This is a genomic window from [Clostridium] scindens (assembly GCF_019597925.1).
GTDB lineage: Bacteria > Bacillota > Clostridia > Lachnospirales > Lachnospiraceae > Clostridium_AP.
Map to the genome: position 1 here is coordinate 3,395,202 of NZ_CP080442.1, position 14,485 is coordinate 3,409,686.

Genomic DNA, 14,485 nt, shown 5'->3' on the forward strand with positions numbered 1-14,485 from the left:
TCTCCTATTCTAACTCCATGCAGGCGCAGCTATCGCCCTTATCAAGCAATGTGGGCAGGATCTCGTCTTTTGGACCGATCGCCCCGATCTTTCCGTCTTCTATTAACATGATCCGGTCAGCCATCTGAATAATCCGCTCCTGATGGGAGATGAGGATCAGGCTCTGTTCCTTCTTATTATGAATCTTCTCAAACTGCTGGATCAGCATGGAGAAGCTCCAAAGGTCGATTCCCGCCTCCGGCTCGTCAAATATACATAATTTGTGCGGCTTTGCCAGAACGGTGGCAATCTCAAGGCGCTTCATCTCGCCTCCGGACAAGGTTGCGTCAACTTCCCTCTTGATATACTCTTTTGCGCACAGCCCTACTCCACTGAGCATCTTGCAGCATTCAGGCTCGGACAGTTCCCGGCCGGCTGCCAGGGAAAGCAGCCTGTCTACCGTCATTCCCTTGAATCTTGGCGGCTGCTGGAATGCAAAGCCGATCCCGGCATTGGCCCTGTGGTTGATGTCGTAAGAAGTAATATCTTCCCCATCCAGCAAGATCTGTCCATCATCTGCCTCTTCAATCCCCATCAGTACCTTTGCAAGAGAAGACTTGCCTCCGCCATTGGGTCCGGTAATAACAAGCATCTCGCCCTCGCCAACTTGGAAGCTGATGTCTTTCACAATACTTCTTTCTATTCCATTTTCATTCACCTTGAATGTCAGATTCTTCACTTCAAGCATGTCAGATACGCTCCTTTTTTCTAATTGTAGTTATCTATTATTAACACATATGGTACATTATAATCTTTTTTCACGTTTGACGCAACAATCTGGGGCAGGACATTTTCATGCCCTGCCCCGGTTATCTTCCTTCGCTTATCATTGCCAGCACCACGAACCTTTTTCCCTTGTCTTCCGTGTGGAATGCCCCGTCATATTTCTGGATGATATCCCTTACTACCTTAAGTCCGACTCCATGAATCCCCTTATCCTCTTTCAGGGTCAGAAAATTGTATCTCTTGGGATGTTCATTGGGCGGCTTTGAATTCTCTATGCGCAGAATCCAGAAGTTTGCCTCTTTCCACATTTTCACGGATATGTATCTCTCCCTTTTGCACCGCAGGCAGGACTCCATGGCATTGTCCAGAAGATTTCCGTACAGTTCCACCAGATCCATAGCATTCATATCGGGACTATACCCCGCCAGTATCTTCACTTCCGTCTCAATTCCATGTTCTTTGTACTGTCCCAGCTTGCTGGCAAGCATTGCATCCAGCGCAGCGTTTCCCGTATACGCCTTGTCCAGATAACTGTCGCATATTTTCAATATCTCGCCGCATGTCAGCTTCTTTTCCTTGTCCGCCTGGGCATATAGTTCCTCCCGCATTTCATTGATCTTTCTCTCATTTTCCTCGTTTTCCCGGGACCGCTTCTGAATACCCCTGCATAACTTTTTCTGCTTTCCCAGAGCCGTAGCAAGAAAGGCGCAATACCCCAGGATTCCTCCCCCCAAGACTCCCAGGAGAAACTTGCCATAAAAAATACACAGCACGATCACGCCGCTCCCCAGTACGCTGATGATACGCCATATGATATTATCCGTCCTTTGAGGCGCATCTTCCCCTTCTTCCTTACTCTCCTCTTCTTCCGGCGCGGCTATGCTGATCCTCTGGTAGTATTCTTCCAGAAGCTTCCTATATGCCGCCTTCTCCTTCCGTTTATTCTGTGCTTCCAGGCTGGCAAGAACCATAAGGTGGTTGCTGAGGTCATGCCTTAATTTTAAGACCTCTTTCTGCTTTTGATAGACCTTTTCACTCTCCCTGTATTTTTGAAATAGCCTTTTCTGCAGACTCCTATTCTTCTCTTCCCGCAGCACTCTCCTGGTATTAACAGCAGCAAAAGCGATCCCTGCCAGAGCAAAGAGCATGCAAAGGCTCATTCTCTCAATGCATCCTTCAATCCATCCCAGATCTGATGCGACCGCAGAGCATATCTCTCCGCAGAGTTCAAAATACAGAATAACTTCTAATTCCAGCAGATCCAGCTTCTCGTCAAGCGTCCCTGTATACAGGATCCAGGCGGCAAACATGCATATGCCCAGGAACAGTATTGATATCAGCTTCTCTCCCGTCTCCCTGGCAAGTCCCGCGGCAAGGCACTGTCCTTCCCACATCCCGATCGTGTCCGCAAATATGACTGACTGACGCAAAAAATCCTGGACATAATACCGGAACCACGCCAGGATAATCAGCAAATACGCCATGTGCAGGACAATCCTACTCCGGTAGTATTGCATTTCTGTTATACTTGGCATCTCACACGCCAGCAGCGCATAAGAAAGCGTTATAAGGATGAAGCATCCAAACGCCGCCTGCTTTCCCTCCTCTCTCACCTGCATGCATCCGGACATAAATAAAGCGAGTACGCTGCTTGCCACAAATATTTCTACAATTGTGTATACATTCAATCTTCTTCACCGCAGAACTTCAGAAAAGCCTCTTTTGCCTTCCTGTATTTGGGACGGCTGACAGGAACGATTCTCCCATCGCACAATTCGATCCCTTCTGACGAGAAATATTTGATCTTATTCATATTCACAGCATAACTTTTATGAGAACGCAAGAATACCAGCGATACTTTCTTAAGGAAATTGTCCAGTTTCTCATATACCTGCAAAGATTCATTTCGGAAATGTATATTCAATATCCTCTTGTTGCTTTCAACATAGTATATATCATCCACGCGGATACGCAATATCTTGCTTCGGATCGTCAAGGTAACGCAATCCTGTTCTCCTTCTTTTAATTTCCTGATCGCCTTGCCCAAAGCGGCATCCAGCTTATCCTGACTAATAGGCTTGACCAGAAAAGCGGCCGGATTGGCTCCAAAGATATTCTCTGCCTGCTCCAGATACCCCGTAAAGAAAATAACCTGGGTATCCGGATATTGATCCTGTATTCTGCGCGCAAGACTAATGCCGTTCTCCTGTTCAAGCAAAATATCCATCAGGATAATGTCGTATTGCCCATGTTCTGTATATATGTTCTCAAGTTCCTGGGCGGATGCATATAAGTCCACATCCGATATCTCTTCCGTCGTGTCCTCCAGCATTCGCCCTATCTCGTTTAAGATTTCCCGATTATCATCACAAACTGCTACCCTGTACATATTACACCCTCGTTAATAATTCATTCTTTGTCGAAACCGCATAATGTATTATAAACCATGGAGAATGCTCAAATAGCAATATGTAAAAATCTGGTATTTTTTTGCAAAAACTTGAGACGCCACATATCGTTGCGGTTTAGTTACCGCTACACTATATATTGTTATTTAAGGATACTTTTATCCTTCTCGAAATGTTCCATTTAAGGAAAAACTGATGTGTTTCTATTCTATCACAAGATCCCGGATAATCCATCAATAAGCCTGCTTTACCAATATTTACCAGCCAATCCGATAGAAAAGCATACAAAAAAACCGTAACCTCTCATTATTAAGAGATTACGGTACATAATGCGGATGACAGGAATCGAACCTGCACACCGAAGTACTAGATCCTAAGTCTAGCGCGTCTGCCAGTTCCGCCACATCCGCATGTCAACAGATTGTATTTTAATATATTATGCTGGTTTTGTCAATTTCTTTCGTACCTGATTTCTTAAAATTCCGCCTGTACTGTCAATGGGAATGCGGATGATGTAAAACCATCCGCATTCCCCGCCTTTATCCTTCCACAGCCAGATCTAATAATTTTCCACTTTTCTCTCGAAATACGCTTTGGGATATCCGCATGTCGGGCATACTTCCGGCGCTTCCTCTCCTTCGTGGATGTATCCGCACTGGCGGCATTTCCATCCAAGAGGCGCATCCCCCTTGAAGGTAAGTTCCTTCTTAAGAGTATCCAGAATCTTTAAGTAACGCTTTTCGTGGGCTGCTTCCACTTTTGCCACATTTTCAAATTTCACTGCAAGGTCTTCAAAGCCTTCTTCCCTGGCTTCTTTGGCCATGCGGGCGTACATCTGGGTCCACTCTTCGTTTTCCCCGTCTGCGGCTGCCTGAAGGTTATCAGCGGTGCCTCCAAGCCCGTGCCATTCTGCAAACCACATCTTGGCATGCTGTCTTTCCTGTTCTGCCGTTTCCATAAAGATAGCAGCAGTTTGTTCCATGCCTTCCTGTCTTGCAATCTCAGCAAAGAAGGAGTATTTATTTCTTGCCTAGGACTCTCCTGCAAATGCTTCCATTAAGTTCTTCTCTGTCTTTGTTCCTGCGTATCTTCCGGAAGCCTTTGCTGCCTCCTCCAGTTTTTCGAATTTTTCCGGCCCTACCTTGCATACCGGGCAGGCTGCCGGCGGGTTCTCCCCTTCATGAATATAGCCGCATACGGTACATCTGAATTTTGCCATTGTCTTGTTCTCCTTTTCTTCTTTCTCTTGATTTGCTTCATTATTTTCTTTATCCTGCTCCCAGGCAGGTTTTGTAAATTCTTTTAAAACCATTCCTTCCGGTCCTAAGTCTTCTGCCCTGGAATAATAGGACGTATGCAGCATCTCTTCTGCTGCCTGGCTCAATGGCTTTCCGTAGAATTCGCTGTATACTCTCTTAATATCCGGATTCTCATGGCTATAGCGCAGCGTCATCTTGGCATCCTTTGCATAGAGCGACTCTATCCGTGCCTTACGCACTTCATCCGTCATCGGCACCTGCGTCTTTGGCTGTCCGCCTCCTCCGATGCATCCGCCCTTGCAGGTCATAACCTCTATGAAATCATAGGATTTGTCTTCCTTTTTCATCTGCTCTATGAAAGTTCTCGCATTCTCGGTACCATGAATCACTGCCAGACGGATGGGAAGCCCGCCCATCTCTACCGTGGCTTCTCTTACGCCTTCCATTCCTCGCACAGGTTCAAGACGCAGATAATCGGACGGAGGATTCTCTCCCGTCACCAGGTAATAGGCTGTTCTGGCCGCTGCTTCCATGACGCCGCCGGTATTTCCGAATATGACGCCTGCCCCGGACGCCGGACCCATCAGGGAATCGTAAGCCTCATCTTCCAGATCCCCGATGTCGATTCCCTCTTCCTTAAGCCACATAGCAAGTTCCCTCGTGGTGATCACGTGGTCCATATCCCGCATGTCCGCAGATCCGTTTGCTTTAGCGGAAATATTCATCTCCCCGCGGCGGATCTCGAACTTCTTCGCCGTGCAGGGCGTTACTGCCACATTGACGATTTTCTTCGGATCAATGTTGTTTTTCTTTGCAAAATATGTCTTGATAGTCGGTCCCTGCATGCCGATCGGGCTTTTTGCCGATGAAATGTTGGGAAGAAGTTCCGGATAAAAGGTTTCCGCAAACTTCACCCATGCTGGACAGCAGCTGGTAAACTGAGGCAGCGGCTTCTTTTTCTCCGTAATCCGCTCTACAAGTTCCGATGCCTCTTCCATAATCGTCAGATCCGCTGAAAAGTTCGTATCTAGAACATAGTCGGCTCCCAATGCTCTAAGGGCCGCTACCATCTTCCCTTCCACAAAACTTCCCGGAGCCATGCCGAAAGCTTCTCCAAGACCTACGCGTACAGAGGGAGAGGTGCTGAAGATTACGATCTTATCCGGATCTTTGATTGCTTCTTTTACTTCTCCGTATTCATAGACCTCGGTGATGGAATTCACCGGACAGACATTGGCGCATTGGCCGCAATGGATGCAGATTGCCGTATCCTTCGTGCTGACCAGATCATAGAGCCTGCCTACGCCAATTTCCCGCTCGCATACCTGACGGCACTGGCCGCACTTAATGCACAAGTCTTCATGCCTCTGTATGGCCGGATTATCGGCCTCAATGGGTATTCTGATCTCTGTGTACTTATGGTGCATAGATTCTCCTTTCTTATGCAAAATAATAGTAACTGTTACTATAATTACATATTTTTACATTTTTTGCAATAGGAAAACAGCATTTTTTTTAATTTCTTTTAAAATGGCTCAACATCAGGCAATCATGCAAAAAAAACGCACATCCCTTTCAGGATCTGCGTTCCTATATCTCTGCTACTGAGCGTGCGGGGATTCGAACCCCGGACAACTTGATTAAAAGTCAAGTGCTCTACCACCTGAGCTACACGCCCATAATTAACCTGGGCTAGTTGGATTCGAACCAACGAATGCAGGAGTCAAAGTCCTGTGCCTTACCGCTTGGCGATAGCCCAATAAAAAGAAAAAAAGGTGGGTAATGGGACTCGAACCCATGATATCCAGAACCACAATCTGGCGCGCTAACCAACTGCACCATACCCACCATATATATTACTTATCGAACTATTTATGTCCAACTAAGTATCGCTTTATTCAGTTTTCTGTGGTTCTAACGAGCCTGGGGGGATTCGAACCCTCGACCTACGGCTTAGAAGGCCGTTGCTCTATCCAGCTGAGCTACAGACTCACAAGACAAACTCTTTAGAACTTATCTTTCTTAAAGCCGCCGTTGCAACTACTTTTAAGGCTTTAAGAAAGCGGGTGATGGGAATCGAACCCACGTATCTAGCTTGGAAGGCTAGTGTTCTACCATTGAACTACACCCGCATGAATATCGGGGTGACAGGATTTGAACCTGCGACCTCCTGGTCCCAAACCAGGCGCTCTAGCCAAGCTGAGCCACACCCCGATGCTATATTGTCCAGTCACTTTAACCCCTGGTTCTCCGTGACACAAGAGTTATTATATATGAACGCACCCAGCTTGTCAACAACTTTTTTCATTTTTTTCCTTCTTTTTCTAAAGATAGTTTACCGTGAATTCCGCATGCCCGTTCTGATCAATTTCCATCAGCATGTAGCTGGGTCTGCGTCCTTCCTGGCGCGGATAGGACAGGCTCCCGGGATTCAAGGTGATCAAGTCATCCTCCCTGGTAATCGAGGGCTTATGGGTATGGCCATACATGACAATATCCGCCCCTCTTCCCCTGGCCTCCTCCTTAAGGCGTTCTTCGCTCATGGATACATAATAGTAATGTCCATGCGTGATAAACACATGGAAGCCTTCTATAAAGAATTCTTCCTCGCCCGGAAGATCGGAGAAAAAATCATTATTGCCTCTGATTATATGCGCAGGACAGTCTGCCAGCGCCTGGATGTAGTCGTCTTCTCCCTCCACATCTCCAAGATGTATCAGCATGTCTATGGGCTTTACTATCTCCAGCACCTTATCCAGATTCTTATGTGACTTGTGCGTATCGCTCACTATCAATATCTTCATATAGCATCCCCGCAATCTTCTTATTTCTCCAGCTTCATCTTCTCCTCCAGGATTATCCGCATCTTCCTGAGACCTTCGCCCCTATGGCTTAACTCATTCTTCTTCTCCGGCGCAAGCTGCGCGCTGGTACATCCATGCTCAGGAAGGAAGAAAATGGGATCATATCCAAATCCATTCTCTCCCGCAATCTCATGGCCGATGATTCCTTCCATAGTCCCTCTTACTACCTGGGTGCTGCCGTCCGGAAATGCCGCCGCAATCGCGCATACGAATCTTGCCGTGCGCTTCTCATCCGGCACGCCATCCAGGCGGTCAAGCAGCGCCTGGTTCTTTATATCATAGGAAGTATCCTCGCCCATATATCTGGCGGAATAGATACCCGGCTCCTTATTCAGATAGTCGATTTCCAGTCCAGAATCATCTGCCAGGATCACCGCATCCTTGTATTGTGGCATTCCTGCCGCAATCTTTGCTATCTCCGCAGCCTTAATCAGAGCGTTTTCTTCAAATGTGCTTCCGTCTTCCACTACATCCGCCTGTATCCCCGCCTCTCTCTGGGATAGCACCTCTGTCCCCAAGTCTGCGAGTATCATGCGGATCTCTGCCATCTTATGTTCATTGCCAGTGGCAAATATAATCTTCTTCATCATCAAGCCTTCCTTTCTCAATCAACTTCCTTGCGTCTCGGAGGCCTCGGGCCGAGGAACTGGTAGAAATAGGTCTTCAGCATCCCATTATATATCTTGCGGTTCTTGTCCGCCTTCCTTCCAAAATACCGCTCTGCCTCTTCATAGGAAGTAATCATATAAGCCGACCAGGAATCCAGTCTTTTGAAACTCTCTCCGAATGTCTGATAGAGTCCCGGCAGATTTTCCTTATCTTCCAGACGCTCGCCATATGGCGGGTTCGTGATAATGAACCCGTATTTCTTAGGATGGCTTAAGTCCTTGACCTCCCTTTCCTGGAAGTGGATCAGATGCCCCACGCCAGCCTCCTGGGCGTTCTGCCTTGCGATACGGACCACCGCGCCGTCCGCGTCGTATCCCTGGATATCCACATCAATGTCATCTTCTATCATATCATTCGCTTCATTTACCGAATCATACCATAATTTTCGCGGGATCAGATTGGTCCAGTCTTCCGCCGTAAAAGAACGGTTCATGCCTGGGGCGATGTTGGCGGCCATCATGGCTGCCTCAATGGGAAATGTGCCGCTCCCGCAGAAAGGATCTACCAGAATCCGGTCCTTCCTCCAGGGCGTCAGCATGATAAGCGCCGCCGCCAAAGTCTCTGTGATCGGCGCCTTTCCCGACACCTCCCTGTATCCCCTCTTATGCAAGGACACGCCTGACGTATCAATCCCAACGGTCACTACATCCTTCATCAAGAATACGCGCACTGGATAAGAAGCCCCGTCTTCCGGAAACCACTCCAGCCTGTAGTGCTCCTGCATCCGCCTGACCATTGCCTTTTTCATGATAGACTGTATGTCAGAAGGACTGAACAGCTTGCTCTTTACAGAGGCTGCCTTCGCAACCCAGAACTTCCCGTCCTTTGGTATGTAGTCTTCCCATGGGAGGCTTCTAGTCTTCTCAAAAAGTTCCTCAAAGGTCGTGGCCTTAAAGCTTCCTACCTTCCACAGAATTCTCTCTGCCGTTCGAAGGAAAATATTAGCACGGCAGACGGCATCCGCATCCCCATAGAAAGTGACTCTGCCGTCTTCTACTTCTGCAATCTCATATCCCAGATCTATAATTTCTCTTTTCAGCACCGCTTCCAAGCCAAAGTGGCAGGGTGCAATCAGTTCAACTTTATTCATAAACTCTCCCAACACGAAATTTATATTTACCTTACTATCTTACTTTCTTTCCCCATATTTTGTCAATGATTCCCGTCCTATTAGGCGATTTCTTTTGCCCAAAACGAAATATTGCAAGGCCGACGGTATATCGCCTGCCTTGCAACATTCATTTTTCTTCAGCCTGATCCAATTACGATCTAATCTCTAACTAGTAGTTGTCGCTGTAGTTTGAGCTGTTAGAATTCTTGTTCTGGTTAGATGCATTCTTGTTGGACGCATTCTGGTTAGATGCGTTCCTGTTGGATGCATTCTGGTTGGATGCATTCTGGTTGGATGCATTCTGGTTGGATGCGTTCCTGTTGGATGCATTCTGGTTAGATGCATTCTGGTTGGATGCATTCTGGTTAGATGCATTTGAGTTACTGTTAGATGAATTATAGTTTTTAGCCATGTCAATTCCTCCTAATCTTTTTGGTTACGAGATTATTATGTCCTTGACAAATTTTTTTATGTATCAATTTTCACAAAAATGAGTCCTTAATTATATTAAGATTTTTTTAATTTTTAACTTGCTTTTCAAATCGTTCTATATTATACTAAAACATGTAGAAAGAATACTTTCTACAACCCCTTATTAATTATTTATACTCCCCTCAAAAGACCGATGGCTCCCCCATCGGTCTTTTACTTTTTTATTTTATTCTATATTATCGGCCTCATCGTCGGCTGCCAATGATCCTGAATACGATAATCACAAGGATCAATGGTACAAGAATCGGCGCAAGAAGGCTGAATATGCCGCCAATTACAGCGATAACCAGCATAAACACCCCAACGATTCCCAGAACCAGAAGCAATTTCTTCCACCAGGCATCCAGGCCGAATATATGGACTCGTCCTGTTCCGCCCTGCTGCCTCTGATCATAATTCTGCTTTTTAGGCTCGTATCCGTAATCTTCCTGGGTATTCCCTTGTATCTCCACAGACTCTATGATCGTGCGGGCAATCGCCCATGGATCTCCCAGTTCCGCAACGACTTCTTGCTCGCTTCTTCCCTTCCTGACCTCATCCGCAATATAGCCGCTGTAATAATCAACATTCTCCTGTATTACCGGACCGCTCAGGTCATTTGCCAAAGCTTCCTTTAACTTATTTAAAAACTCGCTTCTTGTCATGAACATCCTCCTACATATGCATCAGACGGATTCCCGGCTGTAGCCGTACCATATCTTAATAAGCAAAAACCTTGCACTTAGAATATCACATCCCTATGTCTATTCCAAGTCCAAGGTTCTTAAATTTTTCTAATCTCTTTATTAAGATGTTATACTTCGAAGATCAGGTCGCCGTAGGATGGCATCGGCCATGCTTCTTTGTCTACGATCATTTCCAGCTCGTCTACCGGCGCACGCAGCGCTGCCATGGCTGGCACCACGTCAGAGTGATAGAATCTTGCCTGGTCTGCCCCTTCCTCCATGGAGGAAGCCTGATCCGTCACTATAATAAGCGCTTCCAGAGCCTTCTTTGTCTGATTCAGAAGAGAGGATGCTTCCGTAAGAAGATCCGCCTGCACGGATGCGTCCGCACCGGCTCCCTTCACGCTGATCACCGTATCCGCAAGCGTCTTCGTGTATTTGATGACCGCCGGGATGATCTGCTTGCTTGCCATATCAATCATCGTGCGGGCTTCTATATTGATAGCCTTTGAATAATTCTCAAACTTGATCTCCGCGCGGGATTCAAGTTCCGCCCTGGTAAATACCTTGAATTCTTCAAACATTTTTATGGTCTTCTCCGTGGTAAGCGCCGGAATCGCCTCTACCATGGAGCGGATATTCGGGAGTCCTCTTCTTCCCGCCTCCTCGACCCATTCATCAGAATATCCGTTTCCGTTAAATATGATGCGCTGATGCTCATACGCGTATTTCTTGATCAGATCATGCACAGCCATATCAAAGTCATCCGAACTTTCCAGCACATCACAGGCTTCTTTAAACGCCTCTGCAACGATCGTGTTGATCACCACGTTTGGCCCGGCCACAGAGTCGCGGGAGCCAACCATACGGAATTCGAACTTATTGCCTGTAAATGCAAATGGAGACGTCCTGTTCCGGTCTGTGGCATCCTTTGCCAGGTCCGGCAGCGTTCTGACGCCTGTCTCCAGTTTTCCGCCTTTAATGCTGTGTGTGGCTTCTCCGGTAACGACCAGCTGCTCGATCACATCTTCCAGCTGCTCTCCAAGGAATACCGAGATGATTGCAGGAGGCGCTTCATTCGCTCCCAGCCTGTGATCATTTCCTGGGTCAGCCGCAGACTCCCGCAGAAGATCCGCGTGTTCATCCACCGCTTTCAAGATACACGTAAGCACCAGCAGGAACTGGATATTTTCATGAGGCGTCTTTCCTGGCTCCAGCAGGTTCTTCCCATCATCTGTGGTAAGGGACCAGTTATTATGCTTTCCGGAACCATTCACGCCAGCAAATGGCTTCTCATGAAGCAGGCATTTCATGCCATGCTGGCAGGCTACCCTCTTCAATGTCTGCATAACCAGATGGTTGTGGTCGACTGCCACGTTAGCCTTCGCATAGATTGGAGCAAGCTCGTGCTGAGCCGGCGCTACTTCGTTATGCTGCGTCTTAGCCGTCACGCCCACCTTCCAAAGTTCCATGTTGACATCTTTCATGAATCCTGCAATCCTCTGGCGGATCGTTCCGAAGTAATGGTCATCCAGTTCCTGGCCCTTTGGAGGCATGGCTCCAAACAGGGTACGTCCCGTATAGATCAAATCTTTCCTCTCTTGGAACTTCTTGGCGTCAACCAGGAAGTACTCCTGTTCCGGTCCAACGGATGGAGTGACTTTCACGGATGTCGTATTCCCAAATAAACGAATCAGCCGAAGCGCCTGTTCATTGATCGCTTCCATGGAACGAAGAAGCGGCGTCTTCTGGTCTAAGGCTTCTCCTGTATAGGAACAGAATGCTGTAGGAATGCAAAGCGTGGCTCCGGCAGCATCGTGCCTTACAAATGCAGGCGACGTACAATCCCATGCCGTATAGCCTCTTGCCTCGAACGTGGCGCGAAGTCCCCCTGACGGGAAAGAAGATGCGTCCGGCTCGCCTTTGATCAGTTCTTTTCCTGAAAAACTCATCAGGACTTTTCCGCTATCCAGAGGCGCGGAGATGAATGAGTCGTGCTTTTCTGCTGTTACGCCAGTCAGCGGCTGGAACCAGTGAGTGTAATGAGTAGCTCCTTTTTCAATTGCCCATTCCTTCATCTCATGCGCAATTACATCTGCTGTCGCAAGGTCTAATTCCTTGCCTTCTTCAATCGTCCTTTTCAGATCCTTATAGACTTTCTTGGGAAGTCGTTCCTGCATGACCGTATCATTAAAAACATCTTCTCCAAAAATGTCAGCTACATTTAATGCTTCACTCATATCTTTGCGTTTCCTTTCTTATCTGTCTTAGTATGAATTAATATCCGTCCCTCCGGAAATTCCAGTCCGGAGGATAATTAGAAAAAGGCACTCCAACTTCTGGTTGGAACGCCTTTGTTCTCTTTACGCCTGTTAGTATACCTCAATCAGTCGAAAAAGGCAAGTAAAAATTTCATTCTTCAGCAATTATAAAAATTTCAACCTTTTTTTCGACAAAAATTCAATATCGTTATTTTGCACAAAACAGGTGCGTGTTCTTTGTAGAATTTGTTTCTTTTCTATTTCCTATCATATCCTCTTTCTTTTGTGATAGCATTCTAATAAGGCCGCCAGGTTCATGCCGGCCGTCTGAGATTCTGTAGCTGAAATATATTAGCTAATTCTCTGCAATTCCTCCTCAAACATTTCCGCTGCAGATTTATACCCATGGATACGCCGTGGGTATTGATTTATCCAGTTTTCAACCTCCTGGATGTCCTCAGCCGTTCGATCATCAAAATTCGTTCCTTTAGGGACTTTTCTCCGCACCATTTTGTTTGTGACTTCGTTTGTCCCTCTTTCCCAGCTGCTATATGGATGACAGTAATACATCTTTGTTCTCTTTCCTGCTCCTATTGCGGATCTCTCCAGTTCTTCACAATAGGCAAATTCTGTCCCATTGTCTACAGTTATGCTTTTGAATACCGTTTTGAATAATTCTCCCCAGCGTTTTTCCAACCGGTCCACTGCTGCCACCACTTCCTCAGCACTATGGTTATTCAATTTGAATATGATTTCCGCTCTTGTTTTTCTTTCTGTAAGTGTTAATAATGTATTTTTAGATTTTCCTCGGCACCCCAGAACGCTATCCATTTCCCAGTGGCCAAACTCCTCTCTGCTGTTTATGATCTCCGGTCTATTTTCTATGCTTTCGCCCGCCTCTGCTCTCTTTTGCTTCTTTACCTTATTATATTTTCTTTTCCTATTCTTTTTTACAGGCAGATTTTTATTGGTTACTCTCAGAAAAATTCCTTTATCTATATAACTGTATACAGTGGTTGTGCATATTTTGGTCTGGAACTCGCTCCATCGGCCTGATGCTGTCAATTCTCCTATGATTGCATCCGGACTGTAATCCTCATTTATTATTTTATTCTCAATATAATTGGCTAGCTTGATATCATTTCCTATTTTCAGCTGTGTTCCCCTTACTTTCAGGTTTTCATCACATTTTCGTTGTGCCAGATCTGAACTATATCGCATTTCGGTGGTATAGTCGCTGTTTAAGTGTTCATATCGGCCTCGTTTAAGTTCATTGTAGATTGTACTGCGGTGTACGTGCAAAATCTCAGCAATTTCCGCAACTTTATGGCCAGCATTATATAAAGCCTCCAGTCTGATTCTATCGCTGTGTTTTAATTGTCTACTTCCTTTTTGATTTGCCATACTCCTGCCTCTTTCGTAAAACAACCCGCAGGCATCGGTGTCCTGCGGGTTGTTATGTGCTTCTTATCATTTGCCTTGTATTATTTTATCTACTATCAGCTTTTCAATGTAATGCGGACAGCTCCGCACTCCAGTCTCCCAGTTCGACAGTGTTCTATATGGTATTTCTAACCACTCTGACACCTCACGCCTACTCATTCCCTTTTGTTTGCGTGCTTCTTCAATCGTCATTTTGTCTGCTTCCTTACGCTCCATATCCATTTTCTCTCATTTCATTTATAATTGTTTCATCATATCCTTTTCCGTAGTATCTAAAAATAACACTTTCATCTTCAAAGAAAACCCAGTCACAATTAGTATCATTGATAATTCTTGCAACCGCTTCTTTTTTTGAAGAACCCGGCAAGAATTTTGCAATATATTCGACAGCTTCGCACATTGATTTGAAATTAAAGACCTCTCCGCCCTCTTCCTCTTTGCAGATTGCAATATAATCGTTTTTTGTATATCCCTTTACTGCTTTCATTCTATTACACCTCTTGCCTTTTATTTTTTTCCTGCTATAATCTAATTAAGCACTTGGGGCG

Annotated in this window: 12 protein-coding genes, 7 tRNA genes and 2 pseudogenes; 1 reads left to right on the top strand and 20 read right to left on the bottom strand. The window is 46.1% G+C overall.

Annotation, left to right across the window (positions count from 1 at the left end):
* Window positions 1-4 precede the first annotated feature (4 nt).
* From K0036_RS16260 to K0036_RS16325, 15 genes and pseudogenes are all read right to left on the bottom strand, one after another.
* Complete coding sequence (locus K0036_RS16260) at window positions 5-727, bottom strand: ABC transporter ATP-binding protein (RefSeq protein WP_025642004.1); 723 nt, start codon at window positions 725-727, stop codon at window positions 5-7.
* Window positions 728-848: 121 nt separating this feature from the next.
* Window positions 849-2,453 (bottom strand): ATP-binding protein, encoded by a 1,605-nt coding sequence (locus K0036_RS16265; protein WP_220430190.1) that lies wholly within the window; start codon window positions 2,451-2,453, stop codon window positions 849-851.
* Complete coding sequence (locus K0036_RS16270; RefSeq protein WP_081724512.1) at window positions 2,450-3,154, bottom strand: LytR/AlgR family response regulator transcription factor; 705 nt, start codon at window positions 3,152-3,154, stop codon at window positions 2,450-2,452. Before K0036_RS16270 ends, K0036_RS16265 begins: the two co-directional genes overlap by 4 nt.
* 349 nt (window positions 3,155-3,503) lie before the next feature.
* Window positions 3,504-3,583, bottom strand: a tRNA-Leu gene (locus K0036_RS16275).
* 149 nt (window positions 3,584-3,732) lie between these two features.
* A pseudogene (locus K0036_RS19600) lies at window positions 3,733-4,230 on the bottom strand (rubrerythrin family protein).
* A 75-nt stretch (window positions 4,231-4,305) separates the two neighbouring features.
* Window positions 4,306-5,859, bottom strand: a pseudogene (locus tag K0036_RS19195) ([FeFe] hydrogenase, group A); the annotation flags it as partial.
* A 178-nt stretch (window positions 5,860-6,037) separates the two neighbouring features.
* Window positions 6,038-6,110: transfer RNA gene (locus K0036_RS16285), tRNA-Lys, on the bottom strand.
* A gap of 9 nt (window positions 6,111-6,119) precedes the next feature.
* Window positions 6,120-6,191, bottom strand: a tRNA-Gln gene (locus tag K0036_RS16290).
* A 15-nt stretch (window positions 6,192-6,206) separates the two neighbouring features.
* A tRNA-His gene (locus tag K0036_RS16295) sits at window positions 6,207-6,280 on the bottom strand.
* Window positions 6,281-6,350: 70 nt separating this feature from the next.
* Window positions 6,351-6,424 (bottom strand) — tRNA-Arg (locus tag K0036_RS16300).
* Window positions 6,425-6,493: 69 nt separating this feature from the next.
* A tRNA-Gly gene (locus K0036_RS16305) sits at window positions 6,494-6,564 on the bottom strand.
* A gap of 7 nt (window positions 6,565-6,571) precedes the next feature.
* A tRNA-Pro gene (locus tag K0036_RS16310) sits at window positions 6,572-6,646 on the bottom strand.
* 110 nt (window positions 6,647-6,756) lie between these two features.
* The gene (locus K0036_RS16315) at window positions 6,757-7,236 is read right to left on the bottom strand and encodes a metallophosphoesterase family protein (RefSeq protein ID WP_025641997.1); all 480 of its coding nucleotides are present in this window, start codon (window positions 7,234-7,236) and stop codon (window positions 6,757-6,759) included.
* Between the two features lie 20 nt (window positions 7,237-7,256).
* The gene (gene rdgB / locus K0036_RS16320) at window positions 7,257-7,886 is read right to left on the bottom strand and encodes an RdgB/HAM1 family non-canonical purine NTP pyrophosphatase (RefSeq protein ID WP_220430191.1); all 630 of its coding nucleotides are present in this window, start codon (window positions 7,884-7,886) and stop codon (window positions 7,257-7,259) included.
* Window positions 7,887-7,900: 14 nt separating this feature from the next.
* Window positions 7,901-9,055: a THUMP domain-containing class I SAM-dependent RNA methyltransferase gene (locus tag K0036_RS16325; RefSeq protein ID WP_220430192.1), complete on the bottom strand. Its 1,155-nt coding sequence runs from the start codon at window positions 9,053-9,055 to the stop codon at window positions 7,901-7,903.
* A 322-nt stretch (window positions 9,056-9,377) separates the two neighbouring features.
* On the opposite strand from K0036_RS16325, the gene K0036_RS19695 reads away from it, so the two are divergent.
* The gene (locus K0036_RS19695) at window positions 9,378-9,455 is read left to right on the top strand and encodes a hypothetical protein (RefSeq protein WP_368384616.1); all 78 of its coding nucleotides are present in this window, start codon (window positions 9,378-9,380) and stop codon (window positions 9,453-9,455) included.
* A 298-nt stretch (window positions 9,456-9,753) separates the two neighbouring features.
* Here K0036_RS19695 and K0036_RS16335 read toward each other — a convergent pair whose 3' ends face one another.
* From K0036_RS16335 to K0036_RS16355, 5 genes are all read right to left on the bottom strand, one after another.
* The gene (locus tag K0036_RS16335; RefSeq protein ID WP_025641993.1) at window positions 9,754-10,212 is read right to left on the bottom strand and encodes a DUF1700 domain-containing protein; all 459 of its coding nucleotides are present in this window, start codon (window positions 10,210-10,212) and stop codon (window positions 9,754-9,756) included.
* A 149-nt stretch (window positions 10,213-10,361) separates the two neighbouring features.
* Complete coding sequence (locus K0036_RS16340) at window positions 10,362-12,473, bottom strand: glutamine synthetase III (protein ID WP_220430193.1); 2,112 nt, start codon at window positions 12,471-12,473, stop codon at window positions 10,362-10,364.
* A 372-nt stretch (window positions 12,474-12,845) separates the two neighbouring features.
* Window positions 12,846-13,898, bottom strand: a complete 1,053-nt coding sequence (locus tag K0036_RS16345) for an IS30 family transposase (RefSeq protein WP_117684517.1) — start codon at window positions 13,896-13,898, stop codon at window positions 12,846-12,848.
* A gap of 66 nt (window positions 13,899-13,964) precedes the next feature.
* Entirely contained in the window at window positions 13,965-14,159 is a 195-nt protein-coding gene (locus K0036_RS19605) for a helix-turn-helix domain-containing protein (RefSeq protein WP_310593063.1), read from the bottom strand.
* Window positions 14,143-14,424 (bottom strand): hypothetical protein, encoded by a 282-nt coding sequence (locus tag K0036_RS16355; protein WP_117684519.1) that lies wholly within the window; start codon window positions 14,422-14,424, stop codon window positions 14,143-14,145. Before K0036_RS16355 ends, K0036_RS19605 begins: the two co-directional genes overlap by 17 nt.
* Window positions 14,425-14,485: the final 61 nt, after the last annotated feature.

Bases quoted from the DNA above. Each gene is read 5' to 3' on its own strand.
- K0036_RS19605 (WP_310593063.1), bottom strand. From the start codon at position 14,159: ATGGATATGGAGCGTAAGGAAGCAGACAAAATGACGATTGAAGAAGCA.
- K0036_RS16315 (WP_025641997.1), bottom strand. From the start codon at position 7,236: ATGAAGATATTGATAGTGAGCGATACGCACAAGTCACATAAGAATCTG.
- K0036_RS16340 (WP_220430193.1), bottom strand. From the start codon at position 12,473: ATGAGTGAAGCATTAAATGTAGCTGACATTTTTGGAGAAGATGTTTTT.
- rdgB (WP_220430191.1), bottom strand. From the start codon at position 7,886: ATGATGAAGAAGATTATATTTGCCACTGGCAATGAACATAAGATGGCA.
- K0036_RS16335 (WP_025641993.1), bottom strand. From the start codon at position 10,212: ATGACAAGAAGCGAGTTTTTAAATAAGTTAAAGGAAGCTTTGGCAAAT.
- K0036_RS16325 (WP_220430192.1), bottom strand. From the start codon at position 9,055: ATGAATAAAGTTGAACTGATTGCACCCTGCCACTTTGGCTTGGAAGCG.
- K0036_RS16270 (WP_081724512.1), bottom strand. From the start codon at position 3,154: ATGTACAGGGTAGCAGTTTGTGATGATAATCGGGAAATCTTAAACGAG.
- K0036_RS16355 (WP_117684519.1), bottom strand. From the start codon at position 14,424: ATGAAAGCAGTAAAGGGATATACAAAAAACGATTATATTGCAATCTGC.
- K0036_RS16260 (WP_025642004.1), bottom strand. From the start codon at position 727: ATGCTTGAAGTGAAGAATCTGACATTCAAGGTGAATGAAAATGGAATA.
- K0036_RS16345 (WP_117684517.1), bottom strand. From the start codon at position 13,898: ATGGCAAATCAAAAAGGAAGTAGACAATTAAAACACAGCGATAGAATC.